We start from the raw sequence: 19,540 nt of genomic DNA, 5'->3' as shown, positions 1-19,540 counted from the left end.
ACTGACGGGATGCCGGAGCCAACGCCCACGACGCTCGCCGACGTCGTCCGCGCGGTCGAACGGCTGTGGCCTCTCAGCGGATCCGAGGACTGGGACGCCCCCGGGCTGCTCTCCGGTGATCCGGCAGCACCCACCTGGCGCATCCACCTTGCCGTTGACGCGGTCCCGGACACCGTCGACGAAGCCATCGACGCTGGCGCCCAGCTGCTGCTCGTTCACCACCCCCTCCTGCTGCGCGGCGTCACGAGCGTCGCCGAGGACCGCTACAAGGGCGCGGTGCTCGCCCGCTTGATCCGCTCCGGATGCGCGCTGATCGCCGCGCACACCAACGCCGACGTCGTCGAGACCGGCACTTCTGCGGTGCTCGCGGCGGGGCTCGGCCTCGTGTTGCCGCAGCCCATCGTCGCGGGCGAACAGCCCGGTCGCGGGCTCGGTCGCGTCGGCGACCTGCCCGCCGAGACCACCTTGGGGCGACTCGCCGGCGCGCTGGCCGAGTTGCTGCCCGCCACGGCATCCGGCATTCGCGTCTCCGGCGAGTACGACCGGCCGGTTCGCACCGTCGCCGTGTGCGGAGGCGCCGGGGACAGCCTGCTGGCGGAGAGCGCGGTCAGGTCCGCGGATGTCTACATCACCTCCGACCTGCGCCACCACCCGGCTAGCGAGGCCCGTGAGCAGGCGAAACTGGGCGGGGGACCGGCCCTGATCGATGTCTCCCACTGGGCCAGCGAATGGCTGTGGCTCGACACCGCGGCCCAGGAGCTGCGGCGGGAGCTGCCGGGAACCCAGATCACGGTGAGCGAGCTGCGCACCGATCCGTGGGATTTTGCGATTGTCCAGTAAGAAGAGAAAGCGAGCCCGAGACAGATGGCGTTGAAAGCGAGCCCGGAAATCCAGGCGCTCCTGCTCGACCTGCAGGCGATCGACACACGACTCGCGCAGCTAGAGCACCGCGCGAAGACCCTGCCAGAGCACGCGGCGTTGGCCGAACTCGGCGGGCAAGCCGATGAGCTCCGCAAAGACCTGCTGGAGAAGCTCGGGTCACTCGAGGATGCCCGGATCGAGCTGAAGCGCATCGAGTCCGACGTCGAGCTCGTGGAGGCGCGGATCCGGCGCGACACCGAGCGGCTGGATGCCAGCAGTTCGGTGAAGGACGTCCAGGGTCTGGAGGCGGAACTGACCTCGCTGCGCAAGCGCCAGAGCGACCTCGAGGACATCGAGCTCGCGGTCATGGAGCGCGTCGAGGAGGCCGAGGCCGCCGAGCGCGAAGCGCGCACCCGGCTCGACGATGTGGCCGAGAAGGTCAAAGCGCTAGAGGCCGATCGGGATGCCGCGCTCGAGGGAATCCGGGGTGAACAGCAGCATGCGAACGCGAACAGGCAGACCATCGTCGGCCGTGTGCCGGATGACCTGCTCGCCTTGTACGAGCGCCAGCGCGAGCGTTACGGCGCGGGCGCATCCCTGCTGCAGTACGGGGTTTCGAGCGCGAGCGGCGTGAAGCTCAACGAGAGCGATCTCGCGGAGATCCGCGCGGCGGCGCCGGATGACGTGCTGCTGTGCCCGACCAGCAACGCCATCCTGGTCCGTACCAGCGAGTCCGGCCTCTGATGGGCCGCCGGCTCATCATCGAGGCGGACGGCGGCTCGCGGGGCAACCCCGGGCCGGCCGGCAGCGGCTCGGTCATCATCGACGGTGGCTCCGGCGAGATCCTCGCCGTTGTCGGCCGCTACATCGGCGTCGCTTCCAACAACGTGGCAGAGTACACCGGACTCGTCGAAGGCGTGCGCAGGGCGCTGGTGATCGACCCGGACGCCGAGCTGCTCGTGCGGATGGACTCCAAGCTCGTCGTCGAGCAGATGAGCGGGCGCTGGAAGATCAAGCATCCGGCGATGGCGGAGCTCGCCGCGCAGGCCCGCGACCTGCTCATGGGCACACCGGTGCGCTTCGAGTGGGTACCGCGGCTGCAGAACTCGCGCGCGGATGCCGCGGCCAACAAGGCCATGGACCTTCGCACCGATTTCGACGATTAGTCATACCGGAGGCTGCCCGCTCACCGTAGAATCAACGGTGAATGGGTCGGCAAGACGGTCGCGTCATCCGAAAGGGTGCCGAGGAACGTCCGGGCTCCGCAGAGCATGGTGGTGGGTAACACCCACCCGGAGCAATCCGCGAGAAAGTGCAACAGAAAGCAGACCGCCACGGGCCTTGTGCCCGGGGTAAGGGTGAAACGGTGGTGTAAGAGACCACCAGCGGCCCGAGCGATCGGGTCGGCTGGGTAAACCTCGCCAGGAGCAAGGTCGAATAAGGGGACGATGAGGCTGCTCGCCGAGTCCCCGGGTAGACCGCTAGAGGGCTGCGGCAACGTAGTCCCGAGATAGATGACCGTCCACGGTGCCTAACGGCACCCGGACAGAACCCGGCGTAACAGCCGGCCCATTCACCCCTCTCGCTCAGGCGATGGGGGAGTCGCGGTAGCGCGCGCGGTGGTCGTTCACAGACAGCCACGCGACACCCATGATGCCGGCGTTGTTGCGCAGGCTCGCGGGCACCATCGGTGCGCGGGTGGTGATGAGCGGGAGGAACTGCTCGTGGCTCTTCGACACCCCACCGCCGACGATGAACAGGTCGGGGGAGAATAGGAACTCGAGGTGCGTGTAGTACGGCTGCAGCCGCGCCACCCACTCGGTCCAGCTGAGGTCCTCGCGCTCGCGTGCCGAAACGGCCGCAACGGTCTCGATGTCGACGCCGCCGATCTCCAGATGCCCGAGTTCGGTGTTCGGGATCAGCACCCCGTTGTACAGCAGCGCGGTGCCGATGCCGGTGCCGAGCGTCGTGAGCAGCACCAGCCCGGGAACATCCCGCGCAGCGCCGTAGACGACCTCGGCGATGCCCGCGGCATCCGCGTCATTGAGGAAGTGGATGTCGCGGCCGAGGCGCTCCTCGAACAGCCGCTCTGCCTCCAGGCCGATCCAGTCCTTCGAGACGTTCGCCGCCGACATGGTGACGCCGTTCTTCACGATCGCGGGGAAGCACACGCCGACCGGCACCTCGGTCGCCACGTCGCCGAGTCGGCCGAAGAGCTCCTCGACGGTGTCGAGGATGTCGCTTGGTGACCCGCCTGCCGGTGTTGCGATCTTCATCCGCTCGGTCAGCAACTCGCCGGTGGCGATGTCGACGACCGCTCCCTTTATTCCCGTGCCGCCGATATCGATGCCAACTGCGATGGTCATGCGCTCATTCTTTCAGGCGCCCAAGTGAGAACGTCCACCCCGTGTTCAGTGACAGCGAGGGTGTGCTCGAATTGCGCGGTGAGGCTCTTGTCCTTGGTGGTGATGGTCCAGCCATCCGCCCACTGATCCCACTCGTGCGTGCCGAGCGTGAGCATCGGCTCGATCGTGAACACCATGCCCACCTCCAACGGCTGTGCGAACGCCGGCGCGGCGTCGTAATGCGGGATGACCAGCCCGGAGTGGAACGCCTCGCCGACACCGTGCCCGGTGAAGTCGCGCACGACTCCGTAGCCGAAACGCTTGGCGTACGACTCGATCGCGCGTCCGATGACGTTCACCTGGCGGCCGGGTGCGACCGCCTTCATGGCGCGTCGAAGCGACTCCCGTGTGCGCTCGACGAGCGCGGTCGCCTCGTCGCTGGCCTCGCCGACGATGAATGTCACATTGCTGTCGCCGTGCACCCCGTTCTTGAACGCGGTGATGTCGATGTTGATGATGTCGCCGGCCTCGAGCACCGTGTCATCCGGGATGCCGTGGCAGATCACCTCGTTGACCGAACTGCACAGCGACTTCGGGAAGCCGCGGTAGCCGAGCGTCGACGGATAGGCGTCGTTCGCGATCAGGAAGTCGTGTCCGATGCCGTCCAGCTCGTCGGTGGTGACGCCGGGCGCGATCGCCTCGCCGACCGTCTGGATGGCAGCAGCGGCGAGCTCACCCGCGTGCCGGATGCGCTCGATCGCCTCCTGGTCGTAGACGTCAGAGCCGGTGAACGGGGTTGGCGCCTGCTTGCCGACGTATTCCGGTCGGACGATGTGCTTCGGCACCGCGCGGAGCCCGGAGATCCGTCCGGGCGTGAGGTGACCGTTGGAATCCCTAGGCATAGGATCGATTTTACGCAAGCAGGAGGCAACGATGACCGAGTGGTGGTACAACGATCGCACCGGCGAGGTGGAGGAGGGGCCGCAGTCGCTGGGCACCGATCGAGTCGGCCCGTTCGCCTCACGCGAGGAAGCGGCGCGCGCGCCGGAGATCCTTCGCGAACGCGCCCGGAAATGGGCCGAAGAGGATGCCGCGGAGGACTAGCCTCGTCGGGTGACAGATTTCGGTCCCGATCGCTACAGCTCCGACGTTCTCGCTGACTTCTCGCGTCGCCGCACCCCGGCTCCGCCGCGGAAGGTGGAGGCGACCGACGACCTGGTGGTCGAGGAGACCGAGACCGGATTCAGCGGCGCCGTGGTCGCGCGCGAGGGTCGTCTGGTGACGCTTGAGGACTACTTCGGGAAGCGTCGAGTCTTCCCGCTCGGCCCCGGCTTCCTCCTCGAGGGCGAACCGGTGGAGTTGATTCCGCCAACGGTGAAACAGCAGGGGATGCTGCGCTCGGCATCCGGGTCGGTTGCCGTCACCGATCACACGGCGCGCGTCGCCAGGGGCAGCCGGATCTTCGTCGAGGGCAGGCACGATGCCGAACTGGTCGAGAAGGTATGGGGCCACGACCTGCGGGTCGAGGGCGTTGTCGTCGAATATCTGGAGGGCATCGACCACCTTGATGAGGTGCTGCGCGATTTTGCCCCGGATGCCGGACGCCGGGTGGGCGTGCTCGCCGATCACCTGGTTGCAGGGTCGAAGGAGAGCCGCATCGCCGACGCGGTCATGCGCAGCCCATTCCGGGAGCACGTGCTCGTGGTGGGGCATCCGTACATCGACATCTGGCAGGCGGTGAAGCCCGCCCGAATCGGGATCGAGTCCTGGCCGGTTGTGCCGCGCGGCATCGACTGGAAGCACGGCGTGTGCGACGCGCTTGGCTGGCCGCACGACGATCAGGCGGACATCGCGCACGCGTGGCAGCGGATCCTCGGCCGGGTGTCGACGTTCAACGACCTGGAGCCGGCGCTGCTCGGTCGTGTTGAGCAGCTGATCGACTTCGTGACGGCCTAGATCAGCCCTTGCGCGAGCATCGCTTCGGCCACGCGCACGAAACCAGCGGCGTTCGCCCCGATGACGTAGTCGCCCGGATGCCCGTACTTCTCCGACGCGTCGTAGGCGGCCGCGTGCAGGTCGCTCATGATGCCGCTCAGGCGCGCTTCGCTCTCCTCGAAACCCCAGCGCTCGCGAGCGGCGTTCTGGCTCATCTCGAGCGCTGACATCGCCACGCCGCCGGCGTTCGCCGCCTTGCCGGGGGCGAACAGCACCCCCGCCTGCTGCAGCAGCTCAACGGCATCCGGTGTGCTCGGCATGTTGGCGCCCTCCGCCACGGCCACGACGCCGTTGCGGATGAGCGCGGCAGCGTCATCCGACCCGAGCTCGTTCTGCGTAGCAGCGGGGATCGCCAGCTGACCGGGCACCTCCCAGACGCGGCCACTCGCAACGAAGTGAGCTCCAGGGCGCCGGTCGGCGTATGCAGAGATCCGCAGTCGCTCGACCTCCTTGACCTGCTTGAGCAGCTCCAGGTCGATCCCGGCCTGGTCGACGATGTAGCCGGACGAGTCCGACACGGTGATCGCCTTCGCGCCCAGCTGCTGCAGCTTGGCGATCGCGTAGGTCGCGACGTTGCCCGATCCGGACACGATGGCGGTCCTGCCCTCCAGGGTCTCGCCGCGCTTGGCGAGCATCTCCTGCAGAAAGAACACGACGCCGTAGCCGGTCGCCTCGGTGCGGACGTTGGCGCCGCCCCAGCCGAGACCTTTACCCGTGAGCACACCTGACTCGTGCCGGTTCATCAGGCGCCGGTACTGGCCGAACAGGTAGCCGATCTCGCGGGTGCCCACTCCGATATCGCCGGCCGGCACGTCGGTGTACTGCCCGATGTGGCGGGTCAGTTCGATCATGAAGCTCTGGCAGAAGCGCATGAGTTCGCCGTCGGACGTGCCGTGCGGGTTGAAGTCGCTGCCGCCCTTGGCCCCGCCGATGCCCTGACCGGTCAGCGCGTTCTTGAAGGTCTGCTCGAACCCAAGGAACTTGATGATGCTGAGGTTCACGCTCGGGTGGAAGCGCAGCCCGCCCTTGTACGGCCCGAGCGCCGAGTTGAACTGCACCCGGTAGCCGCGGTTCACCCGCACCCTGCCGGCGTCGTCGACCCACGGCACGCGGAACATGACCTGCCGCTCCGGTTCGACGAGGCGTTCCAGGATTCCCGCTTCCGCATACTCCGGATGCTGGGCGACGACGGGTGCGATCGACTCCAGCACCTCGCCGAGAGCCTGATGGAACTCCGGTTCGCCGGGGTTCCGTGCGATGGCGGCGTCGTACACCTTGGAAATGTAGGGGGAAACGGAAATCGTCATGTGGGGCCTTCCGAGTGTCTGCGCGTTCGCCATCAGGTCCTGCGCGCGGGAAGGCCGGAGTTGGCCTTCGCCAATAGCTCCAGCGCTATTTGTGACTATTCGTAGCTGTGCTCGGGGCCGGGGTAGGCGCCGTTCTCGACATCCGCCCGGTAGTTGTTGACCGCATCCGTGAGGATGCCGCGGAGGTCAGCGTACTTGCGTACGAACTTGGGTATGCGGCCAGTCGTGAAGCCAGCCCAGTCGGTCCACACTAACAGTTGTCCGTCGACATCCGGCCCGGCGCCGACACCGATGGTCGGAATCCTCAGCTCCTTGGTGACTTGAGCCGCGGATTCTGCGGGCACCATCTCGAGCACGACGGCGAACGCTCCGGCATCCTGCACCGCGTGCGCGTCGCGAAGCAGCTGCTCGAGTCCCTCGCCGCGGCCCTGGATCATGTGGCCGCCGAGACCGTGCTCGCTCTGCGGGGTGAAGCCGACGTGCCCCATCACCGGGATGCCGGCAGAGACGATGCGCCGGATCTGCTCGGCGCTGCGTTCGCCGCCCTCGAGCTTGACGGCGTGTGCGCCGGTCTCCTTCATGAAGCGGAACGCCGAGTGCAGCGCCTCGTCGGCACCGGTCTCGTAGGACCCGAATGGCATGTCGGCGATCACGAACGCGCGCTTGGCGGCGTTGGCGACGGCCCGTGTGAGCGGAATGAGCTCGTCGATCGTGACCGGGAGTGTGGTGTCGTAACCGAGCACGTTGTTGCCGGCGGAGTCGCCGACGAGCAGGAAGTCGACGCCGGCCTCGTCGAAGATCTGCGCGCTCAGGAAGTCGTAGCTGGTGAGGCCCAGGATCTTGATGCCGTTCTCTTTCGCGGATTGGAAGTGCCGCGTGCGCACCCGCTTGAGCTTCGCTTGAGTCTCGGCCGGTGTCGGATCCGTCATTGAAGTCACGAACGTCAGCCTATAGCGGGCGTTTCGCGAGAGCGGGAAAACGAGCTACCAAGTCTGTCGCATGGTGATTGGCATGCGCCGGTCGCGCCCGAACGCCATCGCGCTGACCTTGGGCCCGATCGCGCCCTGCCTGCGCTTCCACTCGGACCGGTCGACGAGCCGGATGACCGCCTCCACCGTCTCGCGGTCATACCCGGCCGCGACGATGTCGTCCAGTCCCATCCGCTGATCGATGTAGGAGTACAGGATGCCGTCGAGCAGCTCGTACGGCGGCAGCGAGTCCTGGTCGACCTGGCCGGGGCGCAGCTCGGCGCTCGGGGGCTTAGTGATCGAGTTCTCCGGGATCGGCGGGGTCTCGCCGCGCGCGGCGGCGAAGTCGTTGCGCCACCGGGCCAGCGCCCACACGAGCGTCTTGGGCACATCCTTCAGAGGCGCGTACCCGCCGGCGGAGTCGCCGTAGATGGTCGAATAGCCGACCGCCACCTCGGTCTTGTTGCCGGTGGTGATCACCAGATGCCCATCCATATTGGACTTGCCCATCAGGATGAGGGCCCGGATGCGGGCCTGCAGGTTCTCCGCGGCGACGCCGGTGAGGGCGAGCTGGCTCTCCACCGGTGCAACCAGGTCGGCGATGGCCTCGACGCTGTAGTGCAGTCCGAGGTTGTCGGCGAGCACGTCCGCGTCGGTGCGCGAGTGATCGGAGCTGTAGGCGCTCGGCATGCCGACCCCGTACACGCGATCGGCGCCGATGGCGTCGACACACACCGCAGCGCATACTGCAGAGTCGATCCCTCCGGACAGGCCCATGATGACGCTGCGGAAGCCGTTCTTGTTGACGTAGTCGCGCACCCCGAGCACGAGGGCGTTCCAGATGTCCTCGGTGTCATCCGACGGTTCGGCGTGGTCCGCTTCGCGGGCGGGCTGTGCACGCTGGGAGGCGGCAAGCTCGACACGACGCACACCGGCCGGAAGCGGAGCATCCGTCGCCGCGGCCGGATCGACGTCGACAACCAGCAGGTGCTCGGCGAACTTCGGCGCGTGCGCGATGACTGTCCCGGCCTCGTCCACCACAACGCTGTCGCCGTCGAACACCAGGTCGTCCTGACCGCCGACGATGTTGACGTAGGCGACAATCGTGTCTGTCTCGGTGGCACGCCGGGTGACCAGCGGCAGCCGCACCTCGTCCTTGTCGCGCTCGAACGGCGACGCATTGATGACCAGCAGCAGTCCGGCATCCGCTTCCAGCACCCGACCGACCGGTCCGCCGTCGCGCCAGAGGTCCTCGCAGATGATGAGCGCGACGTCGACGCCTTTGATGCGCAGCACGAGCAGCTCGTCGCCAGGGATATAGGTGCGGTACTCGTCGAACACCGCATAGTTCGGCAGGTGGTGCTTCGAATAGACGGCAACCACCTTGCCGTGCTGCAGCACGCTCGCCGAGTTCTTGGCGATCGCGGTCGGTGCGTTGGACGTGCCGAGAAGTCGCGGCTCGAACGGACCATCCGGATGCCCGACAACGACCGCGAGGTCGCCGTAGCCGTCCTCGTCGAGCTGCCGGGCCAGGTCGCCCACCGCCTCGCGTGAGGCGCGCAGGAAGGCAGGGCGCGACGCCAGGTCCTCGATCGGGTACCCGGTGATCGCCATCTCACCGGCCGCCACCAGGTCGGCACCGGTTTCGGCCGCTTTCGCCACCGCTGCACGCAACTGGGCCGAGTTCCCGGTGATGTCCCCGACAACGGGGTTGGTCTGGGCCAGCGCCAAGCGGAGTCGTGGCATAGCCAGTAGCCTAATAGCGGTTACGCGGGGCCGATAATGAGGAGCTCATGGACAAGCAGCAAGACTTCGTTCTGCGCACTATCGAGGAACGCGGCGTCAAGTTCGTACGACTGTGGTTCACGGATGTCATAGGCACACTGAAGTCTGTTGCTATCGCCCCGGCTGAGGTCGAGGGAGCGTTCGCAGAGGGCGTCGGAATCGACGGGTCCGCCATCGAGGGCCTCACGCGCGCGTACGAGGCGGATGTGCTGCTGCATCCGGATCCGGCGACCTTTCAGATCCTGCCGTGGCGGGGCGAGGAAGACGCCACCGCGCGCATGTTCTGCGACATCAGCACGCCGGATGGCCAGCCAGCTGTCGCAGATCCGCGTAATGTGCTCAAGCGCAACCTCGAGAGGGCAGCAGAGCGCGGCTTCACGTTCTACACGCATCCGGAGATCGAGTTCTACCTGCTGAAGAGCTCCAAGCTGGGAAAGGATGGCCAGCCGACGCCGGTCGACTCTGCCGGCTACTTCGACAATGTTCCCGGCGGCACCGCTCACGACTTCCGCCGGGCATCCGTGCGCATGCTCGAGGACCTGGGCATCTCGGTCGAGTTCAGCCACCACGAAGGCGGCCCCGGCCAGAACGAGATCGACCTGCGCTACGCGGACGCGCTCACCATGGCCGACAACATCATGACTTTCCGCACCGTCATCAAAGAGGTTGCGATCGAGCAGGGCGTGTACGCCACCTTCATGCCCAAGCCGCTCATCGGGCAGCCCGGATCCGGGATGCACACCCACGCGTCTCTGTTCGAGGGCGACACCAATGCGTTCTTCGAGGCCGGCGCCGAATACCAGCTCTCGAAGATCGGTCGTCAGTTCATCGCCGGGCTGCTGAAGCACGCGCCGGAGATCACCGCAATCACCAACCAGTTCGTGAACTCGTACAAGCGCCTTTGGAGCGGCGACGAAGCCCCCAGCTTCGTGTGCTGGGGGCACAACAACCGCTCGGCGCTCGTCCGGGTGCCGCTGTACAAGCCGTCCAAGGGGCAGAGCTCGCGCGTCGAGTACCGCGCGCTGGACTCCGCAGCCAACCCGTACCTGGCGTTCTCGGTCATCCTGGCCGCCGGTCTCAAGGGCATCGAGAACGGCTACGAGCTGCCGCCAGAGGCGGAGGACAACGTGTGGGAGCTCACCGACTCCGAGCGGCGTGCACTCGGCTACCGGCCACTGCCGACCAGTCTCGACAGCGCCATCTCACTCATGGAGGAGTCGGAGTTGGTCGCCGAGACGCTGGGCGAGCAGGTGTTCAATTACGTGCTCAAGAACAAGCGTCGCGAATGGGCGGAGTACCGCAGCCAGGTGACGCCGTACGAACTGCGCACGAACCTGCACGCCCTCTAACAGGCCATGTCGCGCGGTCGCACGTCGCTTACCGACCTGGCTCGGCTCGGGTTCAGCGACCTGCGTGGGGCGCAGCGGCTGCTGGAGCAGGTCGAGCCGACGCTGCATGCGCTGTTCGGACGCGCGGCCGACCCTGACCAGGCGCTGCGTGAGCTGTTGCGGCTGCGCGAGCACGGTGGCGGAGCGGATGCCCTGCTGGCGGATTCGGATGCCGCGGCTCGGCTGATCCGAGTCCTCGGCGCGTCGGCGGGACTCGCGGGGTTCTTCGAGCGGCACCCGGACGAGCTGGACGTGCTGTCGAGTCGGGTGCAGCGACTACCGGATGCCGAGAGCCTGCACGCGAGCCTGCTCGCTGGGGTGCAGGGCAGCGCACCAGAGGCCGCCGTGGACGCGCTGCGCGTGCGGTATCGGCGCGAACTCGCGCGGATCGCGGCGTGGGATGTCGAGCAGGAGGATCCGATCGCGGCGGTCGACTCCGTCGCCGCGACGCTCGCCGACCTGGCCGGCGCCGCTCTGGACGTCGCGCTGGATGTTGCCCGCGCGAGCGTTGCGGGCGACAAGCAGGAGCTCGCCGCCACTCGCCTCGCTGTGATCGGCATGGGCAAGGCCGGCGCGCGCGAGTTGAACTATCTGAGCGATGTCGACGTGATCTACGTGGCCCGGGCATCCGGCGACCTGACCGGCGACCGGGCGGTGGAGCTCGGTACCCGCCTGGCCAAGGCGCTCACGCGCATCCTGAGCGGCCCGTCGAGCGAGCCCGCGCTGTGGGATCTCGACGCGAACCTGCGGCCGGAGGGGCGCGACGGAGCGCTGGTGCGCACCCTCGAGTCGCATATCGCCTATTACGAACGCTGGGCGAAAGGTTGGGAGTTCCAGGCGCTGCTGAAGGCCCGGCCGCTTGCTGGCGACCGAGAGCTGGGGGCGCGCTACTGCGAGAGCGTCGCCCCGTTCGTCTGGTCGAGCGCGTCGCGCGAGAACTTCGTCGAATCGGTGCAGGGGATGCGTGAGCGGGTCACGGCCAATATCCCCGCCGCGCAGCGGGATGTTCAGCTGAAGCTCGGACCGGGCGGACTGCGCGACATCGAGTTCACGATTCAGCTCCTGCAGCTGGTGCACGGGCAGACCGACCCCGAGGTGCGTCAGCGCGCCACCCTGCCGGCGCTGAAGGCGCTGGCGGAGCACGGCTACATCGGACGTGCGGAGGCGGCCGAGTTCGCTGACCACTACCGCTTCCTCCGGCTGCTCGAGCATCGCCTTCAGCTGGCCGGACTCAGTCGCACCCATCTGATGCCGCGCGACCCCGAAGCGTTGCGCGTGCTCGCTCGCGCATCCGGGGTCGCGGCGAACGAGCCGGAGCTCACCGCGCGCTGGCAGCGCACCAAGACCCAGGTTCGAAGCCTGCACGAGAGGCTGTTCTATCGGCCGCTGCTGTCGGCCGTTGCCGCGCTGCCTGACGAGGACTTCGCGCTGACAAGTGATCAGGCGGTCGCGCGGCTCGCGGCCATCGGCTTCGTCGACCCCGCCGGCGCGCTGCGGCACATCGGAGCACTGACCGCCGGGATCTCCCGCCGGGCGATCATCCAACGCAACCTCCTTCCTGTCATGCTGCAATGGTTCGCCGACGGCGCCGATCCCGACCATGGGCTGCTCGTCTTCCGGCGACTGAGCGAGCGCCTGGGGGAATCGCACTGGTACCTGCGGATGCTCCGTGATTCGTCCGGCGCGGCGCATCGCCTGACGCAGGTGCTGGCGAGTTCGCGCTTCGTCAGCGACCTGTTCCTCACCATCCCCGAGGCGGTTGCCTGGCTCGAAGTGGATGCGGATCTCGCACCGAGGACCCTCGACCAGCTGATCGAGGAGGGCGAGGCGATCATCAGCCGCCACGGCGAGGATCCTGATGCGGCGGCGGCCGGGGTGCGCACGGTGCGTCGCCGGGAGATCCTGCGGGCGGCGATTGCAAGCATCTTAGGGCTGCTCAGCGTCCAGGAGCTGGGGCGCGCGCTCACCGACGTGATGACCGCGACGATCCGGAGCGCACTGCGCATTGCCCGGCCGGAACCCGACGGCATCGAGTTCGGGGTGATCGCCATGGGACGGTACGGCGGGCGCGAACTGGGCTTCGGCTCTGACGCCGACGTGCTCTACGTGTATCGGCCGGCCGGCGCGGAGCCAGAGGCGGCCAGGGTGCGCGCTGGCGAGCTCGTACGCGCGCTGGGCGCTCTGACCGAAGACTTCTCGGTGCCGTTGGAACTCGACGCCGGGTTGCGCCCAGAGGGTCGCAACGGCCCGGTGGTGCGCTCGCTTGACGCATATCGCGCCTATTACGAGCGCTGGTCGCTCACCTGGGAGGCGCAAGCGCTGCTCCGTGCTCGTGGCGTGGCGGGGGACGCTGAGCTGCTGCGCGGGTTCGAGACCGTGGCCGACGAGGTGCGGTACCCGGAGAGGCTGAGCGAACAGGACATCCGCGAGGTGAAGCGCATCAAGGCGCGCGTGGAGGCGGAGCGGCTGCCGCAGGGCGCAGACCCGACCCGGCACCTGAAGCTCGGGCGAGGGTCGCTGAGTGACGTCGAGTGGCTTGTCCAGCTACTGCAGCTCACGCAGGCTGCAGAGGTGCCGTCCTTGCGCATCACGTCGACGCTGGGGGCGCTGGAGGCTGCTGTCGAAGCTGGTCTGCTGACGGCCGAAGACGCTGGGGTGCTGCGCGAGGCGTGGCTGTTCGCCTCGCGGACGCGGTCGGCGCTGATGCTGTGGACGTCGAAGACGTCGGACGTGCTTCCAGTGGACAGGGTGCAGTTGGAGGGCGTAGCCCGGTTGTTGAGGTACCCAGCGGGCTCGGCGAGCCGGCTGGAGGACGACTACCTGCGCGTGACGCGGAGGGCGCGGCAGGTCTTCGAGCGCACCTTCTACGCCGCCTCACCTGCTGGTTGAGCAACCGCTGGTCGAGCCTGTCGAGTCCCCCGTTGACCGCATGCGCGGGTCGAACTTTCAACCGCGGGTCGAATTTGACCCGCGTGTGGAAGGTGGACCCGCGGGCGGCCTTTTCGCTGGCCACGGGAACGCGAAGCGATCGTCGTTTCGCTGGTTGAGGGATCGCGAAGCGATCGTCTCGAAACCAGCATCAGCATGGCCTTCGAGCAAGTTATCCACACCCCGTCCGCCGCGTCGTTCGCAATGTCGGTGGTTGGTTGTTCAGTGAAAACATGAACACCACGACCCCCTACCCGGAGCTTCCGGAGCTTGATGCTCGGGCTCGGGAGGAGTGCGAGGAGTGGTTGCGGCGGGACCGTGAGGCCGACATCGACGAGTTGTACGTCGCGGTGTATGGCCCGTTCGAGGACCCGCAGGTCGCGGCGTGGGAGGCGGACCGGTTCTTCCCGGGCACGGAGGGCGAGGAGCGGCACCGCCGGTCGCTGCTGGATGAGGTGCTGGAGCTGCAGCACGTGCAGGATCGGGCGCTGGCCAAGCAGCAGCGGGTGCTGGCGGAGCTGGCGGAACTTGCCGAGGCCGATGGTGGTCCGACGTTCAGGAATCGGGATCTGGCGCTGCGGGGGATGGTGAGCGAGTTGGCGGTCATGCTTCGGCTGGCCGACCGGACGGTGGACGCCCGGGTGGGCACCGCCTACTCGCTGGTGCACCAGTTCCCGCAAACATTGGACGCGTTGCAGTGCGGCGCGATCGGCTTCGGGCATGCCCGGGTGATCCTGGACCGCGGCCTGAACCTCGGCACCCCGGAGGCCCGCGCCGAGTACGAGCAGGTGGTGTTGGAGCGGGCGGTGGAGGTCACTCCGGGCCGGTTGGACCGGTTCGCGCAGCTGACCGCCGCCCGGCTCGGTGCCACCCCGTTCGAGGAACGGCACAAGAAGGCCCGCGAGGAGCGTCGGGTGTGGGTGACCGAGTGCGAGGACGGCATGTCCCAGGTCGCCGCGATGCTGCCGACGGTGCTGGCGGAGGGGATCTGGGACCGGCTGACCAAGCAGGCCAAGGCGGTCACCGACACCGGCGACCCGCGAACCCGCGACCAGTTGCGCGCCGACCTGCTGACCGAGCTGCTGCTGACCGGACAACCCGACGGCGACCCGGACGCCCCGCACCGGGCCGGGGTCGGCATCCGCGGCGAGGTGGCGATCGTGATCCCCGCCCTCGCCCTGGCCGGCGACGAGAGCGCCGGCCCGGCCAGCATGGCCGGGCGCGGCCCGATCGACATGGACACCGCCAGACGGCTGGCGGCGGATGCCGACCAGCTGGTGCGGTTGATCACCCACCCGGTGTCCGGGATGACGGTGGCGGTGGACTCCTACCGGCCGTCGGCGAAGATGCGCCGCTACCTGCGCTGGCGAGACGGCCGCTGCCGATTCCCCAGTTGCAACGCATCGCCGTGGCGCACCGACCTGGACCACACGGAAGAGTGGCAGCACGACGGGAAGACCGAGATCGACAACCTGGCCAACCTGTGCCGCGGCCACCACACCCTGAAGTCGATCGGCGCCTGGAAGGTCAAGCAGGTCACCCCCGGGGTGCTGGAGTGGACCAGCCCCAACGGGGTCACCGCCACCGACCACCCCGCCCGCTGGAACTGAGCTTGACGCTGGTGACGGACCCGCCGGCCCACGGGATCGCGGGAATCGCTGATTGAGGGATCGCGCAGCGATCGTCTCGAAACCCGTCCTCAGCCGCTCCGCTCGCTCTGCCGCTCTCGGCTCGGACCGCCGACTTCCTCGGGAAGTTCCTCCACCGGCACGATCACGATGTCCTCGATCTTCCAGTCGAGGTCGATGCATCCGTCGCGCGCTTCCAGAAGCTGCTCGAGCCGCACCTTCCCGCTTTCGGGCACAACGAACGCCTCGACGTGCAGAACGTGACCCTCGTCCCGAACGCGCGCACCGGCCGCTTCTACCCACGGCAGTGACCGCAGATAGGTGTTGACCTCACGGATCAGCGGATGCGGCGCGCTGTCGTCCACGGTCGTCGCGCGCGAGTCGACGAGATCGGTGATCGCTGCCTTGAGGTTCTTGTACCCGTCCCACAGGATGCTGCAGCCGATCAGCGTCGCGACGACGGCATCCGCCCACCAGATGCCGAGGCCGATGCCGAACACGCCGAGCATCGACCCGGCCGCGGTCATCCAGTCGGCCTTGTTCATGTCCGCGTCGGCATAGAGCACCTTGTCGTGGAGCTGTTCGGCGAGCTCCATCTTGATCCGGCCGAAGATGATCGGCGGAACCACCGTGAGCGAGAGTGCGCCGATCATGAGCCAGCCCAGCCACACCTGTTGGCCGAAGATCACGACCGACCCGATCGTCGGATGCTCCGCCCGGAACAAACCGCTCAGGGAATCGACGATCAGGAAAGTTCCGACCGCGGTCAGCGCGACAGCGGCAACGAGGTGCGCGACGCCAATCGAACGGTGGTGCCCGTACGGATAGCGGGCAGATGGTGGCCGGTTGACGACACGCACCGCGACCAGGAACGCGATCGGCGGCGCGAGCGAGAGCAGGTCCTCGAGCCACGCGGCTTTCATCGCCTGCGAGTTTCCGAGCACGAGCCCCAACAGGATCGTCGTCACGACAAGGAAGCAGATGGTGATCCACTCGATCCGGATGGCTCGCTTCAGCACGTCCTGGAGTTCCGGCGGCAGCTCGGTCCTGCCGAACCGACGTGTCACGGTCCTTCTCCGTTCTCGTGAAGGAAGGTCTCCAGCTCGACGAGAAACGCGTTCTCACCGAGCGGAACGGCCATGACGTGCTGCACCGTTTGCCCGAGATCGTTGGTGGACTCGCGGTAGGGGCGGGTCACGCCGGCAGAATCTGTCCACGGCGTATCCGATGTCAGTCCGCCGATCACGAGGTCGAGGCGTCCGTTCTCGAGGTGGAGCATCAGCGCTTCCTCGCCCAAAGCGACCCACTCAACGCTGGCATCAAGCGTTTCCGCGAACTCCCGTACGAGGTCGGCCTCGTGCCCAGCGGGCTCACCGGATTCCGGTACGACGACCCACGGTGGATGGTGGGAGACGCCGACGCGCAGCTCACCGCCCGTTACGCGGTCCAAGGTCCCATCAGGGTCCGCCGGGATCGACGTGCATCCGGTCATCGACGCGATGGCCACTCCCAGCACTAGTGCGAGAAATGATCGACGCATGCCGGCCACAGTAGTCACGCCGGTCTAACAACCGCCGTGAGATCGCGCCGAGTTCCCAGCCGCCGCGGGCTACACCCCGAAGTACAGTTCGTACTCGTAGGGGTGGGGGCGCTGCGCGAGGGGCAGAAGCTCCTTCTCGCGCTTGTACGCAATCCAGGTCTCGATGAGGTCCTGCGTGAACACGCCACCGGCTGTCAGGAAGTCGTTGTCAGCCTCGAGCGCCTCGAGCGCCTCAGCAAGCGACCCCGGCAGCTGCGGGATGTTGCGGGCCTCCTCTGGCGGCAGCTCGTAGAGGTCCTTGTCGATGGGTTCGAGCGGCTCGATTTTGTTCCGGATGCCGTCGATTCCGGCCATGAGCTGGGCGGCGAACGCCAGGTACGGGTTGCCGGAGGCATCCGGTGCGCGGAACTCGATGCGCTTGGCCTTCGGGTTGGTGCCGGTGATGGGAATCCGGATAGCGGCCGAGCGGTTGCCAGCCGAGTAGACCAGGTTGACGGGAGCCTCGAAGCCCGGGACCAGCCGCCGGAAGCTGTTGATGCTGGGGTTGGTGAACGCGAGCAGCGCGGGCGCGTGCTTCAGCAGGCCGCCGATGTACCAGCGAGCGATATCGGAGAGCCCGCCGTAGCCGGTCTCGTCGTAGAACAGGGGCTCACCGCCACTCCACAGCGACTGGTGTACGTGCATGCCCGATCCGTTGTCACCGAACAGCGGCTTCGGCATGAAGGTCGCGGTCTTGCCCCACTCGGTGGCGGTGTTCTTGACGATGTACTTGAACTTCAGGATGTCGTCGGCCGCGTGCACCATCGTCTCGAAGCGGTAGTTGATCTCACCCTGGCCTGCCGTGCCGACCTCGTGGTGCGAGCGCTCCACCTGAAGGCCCGCATCCTCGAGCTTGAGCACGATGTCGTCACGCAGGTCCGCGTGCTGGTCGACGGGGCTGACCGGGAAGTATCCGCCCTTGAACGGCGTCTTATTGGCTAGGTTCCCGCCCTCTTCGACCCGGCCAGAGTTCCACGCGCCCTCACTGGAGTCGACATAGAAGTAGCTCTGGTTCTGCTTGGTCTCGTACCGCACGTCGTCGAAGATGTAGAACTCCGCCTCAGGGGCGAAGTACGCGGTATCGGCGATGCCGGTGGAGGCGAGGTACTTCTCGGCCTTCTTAGCCACTTGGCGTGGGTCGCGCCCGTACACCTCGCCATTGCGGGGGTTGTGGATGTCGAAGAGCATGATGAGCGTGCGCTCTACGCGGAAGGGGTCGATGTAGGCGGTGGACACATCCGGGATCAGCTGCATGTCCGATTCGTGGATGCTCGCGAAACCGCGAATGGACGAGCCATCGAAAAGCTGCCCAACGGTGAAGAAGTCCTCGTCCACGGTCGACGCGGGGATGTTGAAGTGCTGCTGCACGCCCGGCAGATCGGTGAAGCGGATGTCGAGGAACTTGACGTCCGTCTCCTTGATGAACGACAGGACTTCCGAGGGATCGCGGAACATGCAGTGCACTCCTTTTTCTTGTGCGTGGGCGGTCGCAGTGCTGATGAAAACGAGGGTATGCGCGGGCGATTTCGCAACCGTGTCGCAAATGTTTCGGCGGTGTTTCGCATCCGCGAACGGGCCCTTCGCGGCGCGCTCCTAGGATGGTCTGATGGCCAGCGTACCCCCGACTTCCCCTGACACCTCCGATGATTGGCCGGGGAAGCGGCTCGGTCTCCCCGCATCCGGACCCCGCTCGGTGGGCCGACTCGGGCGCCGCATCGGGGCGCTCGTGGTCGACTGGATCCCCGGCTACATCATCTCGCTCGCCTTTTTCGGTGGCGATCCGTGGGTGACGCTGTGGATCTTCGCCGGCCTGCAGGTGCTGTTCATCATCCTCGCGGCCGGCAGCATCGGGCATCTCGTGTTCGGGATGCGGGTCGTGCCGGTGAAGACGGGCTGGATCGGCGTGTGGCGGCCGGTCGTGCGCACAATGCTGCTGTGCCTGGTGATCCCGGCAGTGATCTGGGACCACGACCAGCGCGGCCTTCACGACCTGGCTGCCGGCACCGTCCTGGTGCGAGTCTGAGCGTCAGCGCGGGCGCGGTGCGCGCACCTTGGTCGGGTCGATGCCCTTCGGGATCGGCAGGTTGGTGCCCTTGCTCGACAGCGACTTCACGCGGTTGCTGACCGCGTAGATCTCTGCCCGGTTCAGCGCCTTCTTGTAGCGCTTGAATTTCTTCGACATCTTCGCAAGCGGCACGGAGTCGATGTCCGGTCCGACGTGCAGCACGTGGATGGGCACATTGGGGAGGATGCGGGCCACCTTGCGGCGCTCGTCATCCAGCATCCGCTGGGTGCGCGACGCTGGGCCTTCGCCGATCAGCACGACGCCTCCCTTGCCGACCGCGCGGTAGACGGCGTCCTGAGTGCGCGGGCTGATGGCGACCGGCATCTCGCTGCCGGTCCAGCCGCGGGGGAGTGAGCTCTTCAGCACCGCACCGACCGCGCCGGGTTGCCCCTCGATCTGCTTGTACGCGGCCTGCTCGGCGCGGCGGCCCAGCACGATCATGAAGCCGAGAAGGCCACCGAGGATGCCGGCCAGAACCCACATGATGAGCCCGAAGATGCTGTCGCGCGCCAGCAGCACGCCGAGCAGTATGGCGAGGAGCAGCGGCAGCACGAAGCCAGCGAGCATGTACCAGACCGAGCCGGGATCCTCCCGGCGCGTCATCTTGTACACCTGGTACATCTGCTTGAGCCGGCCTGGCTCCTTTGGGGGTTTCGGAGCCTTGGGGGCTTTCTCGCTTCGCGCCATGCTT

Annotated in this window: 18 protein-coding genes and 1 other RNA gene; 10 read left to right on the top strand and 9 right to left on the bottom strand. The window is 67.3% G+C overall.

The genetic code is table 11. The features are described 5' to 3' along the window. Positions 1-9: 9 nt before the first annotated feature. The 4 genes from IRG63_RS10385 (at position 10) to rnpB (ending at position 2,437) form a co-directional block, all read left to right on the top strand. Positions 10-840 (top strand): Nif3-like dinuclear metal center hexameric protein, encoded by an 831-nt coding sequence (locus IRG63_RS10385; protein ID WP_193510071.1) that lies wholly within the window; start codon positions 10-12, stop codon positions 838-840. Positions 841-864: 24 nt separating this feature from the next. Then, positions 865-1,605, top strand: coding sequence for a zinc ribbon domain-containing protein (locus IRG63_RS10380; protein WP_227412045.1), 741 nt, complete (start codon positions 865-867; stop codon positions 1,603-1,605). Beyond that, on the top strand, positions 1,605-2,027 hold the full coding sequence (locus IRG63_RS10375) for a reverse transcriptase-like protein (RefSeq protein ID WP_193510070.1): 423 nt from the start codon (positions 1,605-1,607) through the stop codon (positions 2,025-2,027). The genes IRG63_RS10380 and IRG63_RS10375 overlap by 1 nt, the downstream gene beginning before the upstream one ends. A 42-nt stretch (positions 2,028-2,069) precedes the next feature. After that, an RNA gene (rnpB, locus tag IRG63_RS10370) (RNase P RNA component class A) lies at positions 2,070-2,437 on the top strand. A gap of 10 nt (positions 2,438-2,447) precedes the next feature. Here rnpB and ppgK read toward each other — a convergent pair. Continuing rightward, entirely contained in the window at positions 2,448-3,227 is a 780-nt protein-coding gene (gene ppgK / locus IRG63_RS10365) for a polyphosphate--glucose phosphotransferase (RefSeq protein WP_168627431.1), read from the bottom strand. Continuing rightward, a complete protein-coding gene (gene map, locus IRG63_RS10360; RefSeq protein ID WP_193510069.1) occupies positions 3,224-4,108 on the bottom strand; it encodes a type I methionyl aminopeptidase in 885 nt (294 codons plus the stop codon). The genes ppgK and map overlap by 4 nt, the downstream gene beginning before the upstream one ends. 31 nt (positions 4,109-4,139) lie before the next feature. Here map and IRG63_RS10355 point away from each other — a divergent pair, with 31 nt between their 5' ends. Further along, positions 4,140-4,310: a methionine aminopeptidase gene (locus IRG63_RS10355; protein ID WP_168627429.1), complete on the top strand. Its 171-nt coding sequence runs from the start codon at positions 4,140-4,142 to the stop codon at positions 4,308-4,310. 9 nt (positions 4,311-4,319) lie between these two features. Then, complete coding sequence (locus IRG63_RS10350; protein ID WP_193510068.1) at positions 4,320-5,162, top strand: DUF3097 domain-containing protein; 843 nt, start codon at positions 4,320-4,322, stop codon at positions 5,160-5,162. Here IRG63_RS10350 and gdhA read toward each other — a convergent pair. The 3 genes from gdhA to IRG63_RS10335 form a co-directional block, all read right to left on the bottom strand. Then, positions 5,159-6,508: an NADP-specific glutamate dehydrogenase gene (gdhA, locus tag IRG63_RS10345; RefSeq protein ID WP_193510067.1), complete on the bottom strand. Its 1,350-nt coding sequence runs from the start codon at positions 6,506-6,508 to the stop codon at positions 5,159-5,161. The two genes, IRG63_RS10350 and gdhA, sit on opposite strands and share 4 nt — an antisense overlap. A 95-nt stretch (positions 6,509-6,603) precedes the next feature. Then, entirely contained in the window at positions 6,604-7,437 is an 834-nt protein-coding gene (gene panB / locus IRG63_RS10340; RefSeq protein WP_168627748.1) for a 3-methyl-2-oxobutanoate hydroxymethyltransferase, read from the bottom strand. A 54-nt stretch (positions 7,438-7,491) separates the two neighbouring features. Then, positions 7,492-9,222: an NAD+ synthase gene (locus IRG63_RS10335; RefSeq protein WP_168627426.1), complete on the bottom strand. Its 1,731-nt coding sequence runs from the start codon at positions 9,220-9,222 to the stop codon at positions 7,492-7,494. A gap of 47 nt (positions 9,223-9,269) precedes the next feature. On the opposite strand from IRG63_RS10335, the gene glnA (IRG63_RS10330) reads away from it, so the two are divergent. From glnA (IRG63_RS10330) to IRG63_RS10320, 3 genes are all read left to right on the top strand, one after another. Further along, positions 9,270-10,610: a type I glutamate--ammonia ligase gene (gene glnA, locus IRG63_RS10330; protein ID WP_168627425.1), complete on the top strand. Its 1,341-nt coding sequence runs from the start codon at positions 9,270-9,272 to the stop codon at positions 10,608-10,610. A 6-nt stretch (positions 10,611-10,616) separates the two neighbouring features. Next, positions 10,617-13,538 (top strand): bifunctional [glutamine synthetase] adenylyltransferase/[glutamine synthetase]-adenylyl-L-tyrosine phosphorylase, encoded by a 2,922-nt coding sequence (locus IRG63_RS10325; RefSeq protein WP_193510066.1) that lies wholly within the window; start codon positions 10,617-10,619, stop codon positions 13,536-13,538. 272 nt (positions 13,539-13,810) lie between these two features. Further along, positions 13,811-15,187: an HNH endonuclease signature motif containing protein gene (locus IRG63_RS10320; RefSeq protein ID WP_193510065.1), complete on the top strand. Its 1,377-nt coding sequence runs from the start codon at positions 13,811-13,813 to the stop codon at positions 15,185-15,187. An 89-nt stretch (positions 15,188-15,276) separates the two neighbouring features. Here the strand turns inward: IRG63_RS10320 and IRG63_RS10315 are convergent, their stop codons facing one another. The 3 genes from IRG63_RS10315 to glnA (IRG63_RS10305) all read right to left on the bottom strand — a co-directional run bounded on the left by IRG63_RS10315 (position 15,277) and on the right by glnA (IRG63_RS10305) (position 18,239). Then, positions 15,277-16,272 carry a cation diffusion facilitator family transporter gene (locus tag IRG63_RS10315; RefSeq protein WP_193510064.1) on the bottom strand — a complete coding sequence of 332 codons (996 nt, stop codon included), beginning with the start codon at positions 16,270-16,272 and terminating at the stop codon, positions 15,277-15,279. After that, on the bottom strand, positions 16,269-16,745 hold the full coding sequence (locus IRG63_RS10310; RefSeq protein WP_193510063.1) for a transporter substrate-binding domain-containing protein: 477 nt from the start codon (positions 16,743-16,745) through the stop codon (positions 16,269-16,271). Before IRG63_RS10310 ends, IRG63_RS10315 begins: the two co-directional genes overlap by 4 nt. Before the next feature lie 69 nt (positions 16,746-16,814). Further along, positions 16,815-18,239, bottom strand: coding sequence for a type I glutamate--ammonia ligase (gene glnA / locus IRG63_RS10305; protein WP_168627421.1), 1,425 nt, complete (start codon positions 18,237-18,239; stop codon positions 16,815-16,817). A 151-nt stretch (positions 18,240-18,390) separates the two neighbouring features. Between glnA (IRG63_RS10305) and IRG63_RS10300 the strand changes: the two genes are divergently transcribed. Next, on the top strand, positions 18,391-18,807 hold the full coding sequence (locus IRG63_RS10300; RefSeq protein ID WP_168627420.1) for an RDD family protein: 417 nt from the start codon (positions 18,391-18,393) through the stop codon (positions 18,805-18,807). Between the two features lie 3 nt (positions 18,808-18,810). Here IRG63_RS10300 and IRG63_RS10295 read toward each other — a convergent pair whose 3' ends face one another. Further along, the gene (locus tag IRG63_RS10295; RefSeq protein ID WP_193510062.1) at positions 18,811-19,536 is read right to left on the bottom strand and encodes a DUF4191 domain-containing protein; all 726 of its coding nucleotides are present in this window, start codon (positions 19,534-19,536) and stop codon (positions 18,811-18,813) included. Between the last annotated feature and the right edge of the window lie 4 nt (positions 19,537-19,540).

It is taken from the genome of Cryobacterium sp. BB736, from assembly GCF_014980265.1.
GTDB lineage: Bacteria > Actinomycetota > Actinomycetes > Actinomycetales > Microbacteriaceae > Terrimesophilobacter.
This window is presented reverse-complemented; position numbering and strand designations above follow the sequence as displayed.

What these genes read in the sequence shown, in the direction of transcription:
- glnA (WP_168627425.1), top strand. Translation starts at nt 9,270, where the DNA reads ATGGACAAGCAGCAAGACTTCGTTCTGCGCACTATCGAGGAACGCGGC.
- panB (WP_168627748.1), bottom strand. Translation starts at nt 7,437, where the DNA reads ATGACGGATCCGACACCGGCCGAGACTCAAGCGAAGCTCAAGCGGGTG.
- glnA (WP_168627421.1), bottom strand. Translation starts at nt 18,239, where the DNA reads ATGTTCCGCGATCCCTCGGAAGTCCTGTCGTTCATCAAGGAGACGGAC.
- IRG63_RS10385 (WP_193510071.1), top strand. Translation starts at nt 10, where the DNA reads ATGCCGGAGCCAACGCCCACGACGCTCGCCGACGTCGTCCGCGCGGTC.
- IRG63_RS10300 (WP_168627420.1), top strand. Translation starts at nt 18,391, where the DNA reads ATGGCCAGCGTACCCCCGACTTCCCCTGACACCTCCGATGATTGGCCG.
- gdhA (WP_193510067.1), bottom strand. Translation starts at nt 6,508, where the DNA reads ATGACGATTTCCGTTTCCCCCTACATTTCCAAGGTGTACGACGCCGCC.
- IRG63_RS10375 (WP_193510070.1), top strand. Translation starts at nt 1,605, where the DNA reads ATGGGCCGCCGGCTCATCATCGAGGCGGACGGCGGCTCGCGGGGCAAC.
- IRG63_RS10320 (WP_193510065.1), top strand. Translation starts at nt 13,811, where the DNA reads ATGAACACCACGACCCCCTACCCGGAGCTTCCGGAGCTTGATGCTCGG.
- IRG63_RS10325 (WP_193510066.1), top strand. Translation starts at nt 10,617, where the DNA reads ATGTCGCGCGGTCGCACGTCGCTTACCGACCTGGCTCGGCTCGGGTTC.
- IRG63_RS10335 (WP_168627426.1), bottom strand. Translation starts at nt 9,222, where the DNA reads ATGCCACGACTCCGCTTGGCGCTGGCCCAGACCAACCCCGTTGTCGGG.
- IRG63_RS10295 (WP_193510062.1), bottom strand. Translation starts at nt 19,536, where the DNA reads ATGGCGCGAAGCGAGAAAGCCCCCAAGGCTCCGAAACCCCCAAAGGAG.
- IRG63_RS10380 (WP_227412045.1), top strand. Translation starts at nt 865, where the DNA reads ATGGCGTTGAAAGCGAGCCCGGAAATCCAGGCGCTCCTGCTCGACCTG.
- IRG63_RS10355 (WP_168627429.1), top strand. Translation starts at nt 4,140, where the DNA reads ATGACCGAGTGGTGGTACAACGATCGCACCGGCGAGGTGGAGGAGGGG.
- ppgK (WP_168627431.1), bottom strand. Translation starts at nt 3,227, where the DNA reads ATGACCATCGCAGTTGGCATCGATATCGGCGGCACGGGAATAAAGGGA.
- map (WP_193510069.1), bottom strand. Translation starts at nt 4,108, where the DNA reads ATGCCTAGGGATTCCAACGGTCACCTCACGCCCGGACGGATCTCCGGG.
- IRG63_RS10310 (WP_193510063.1), bottom strand. Translation starts at nt 16,745, where the DNA reads ATGCGTCGATCATTTCTCGCACTAGTGCTGGGAGTGGCCATCGCGTCG.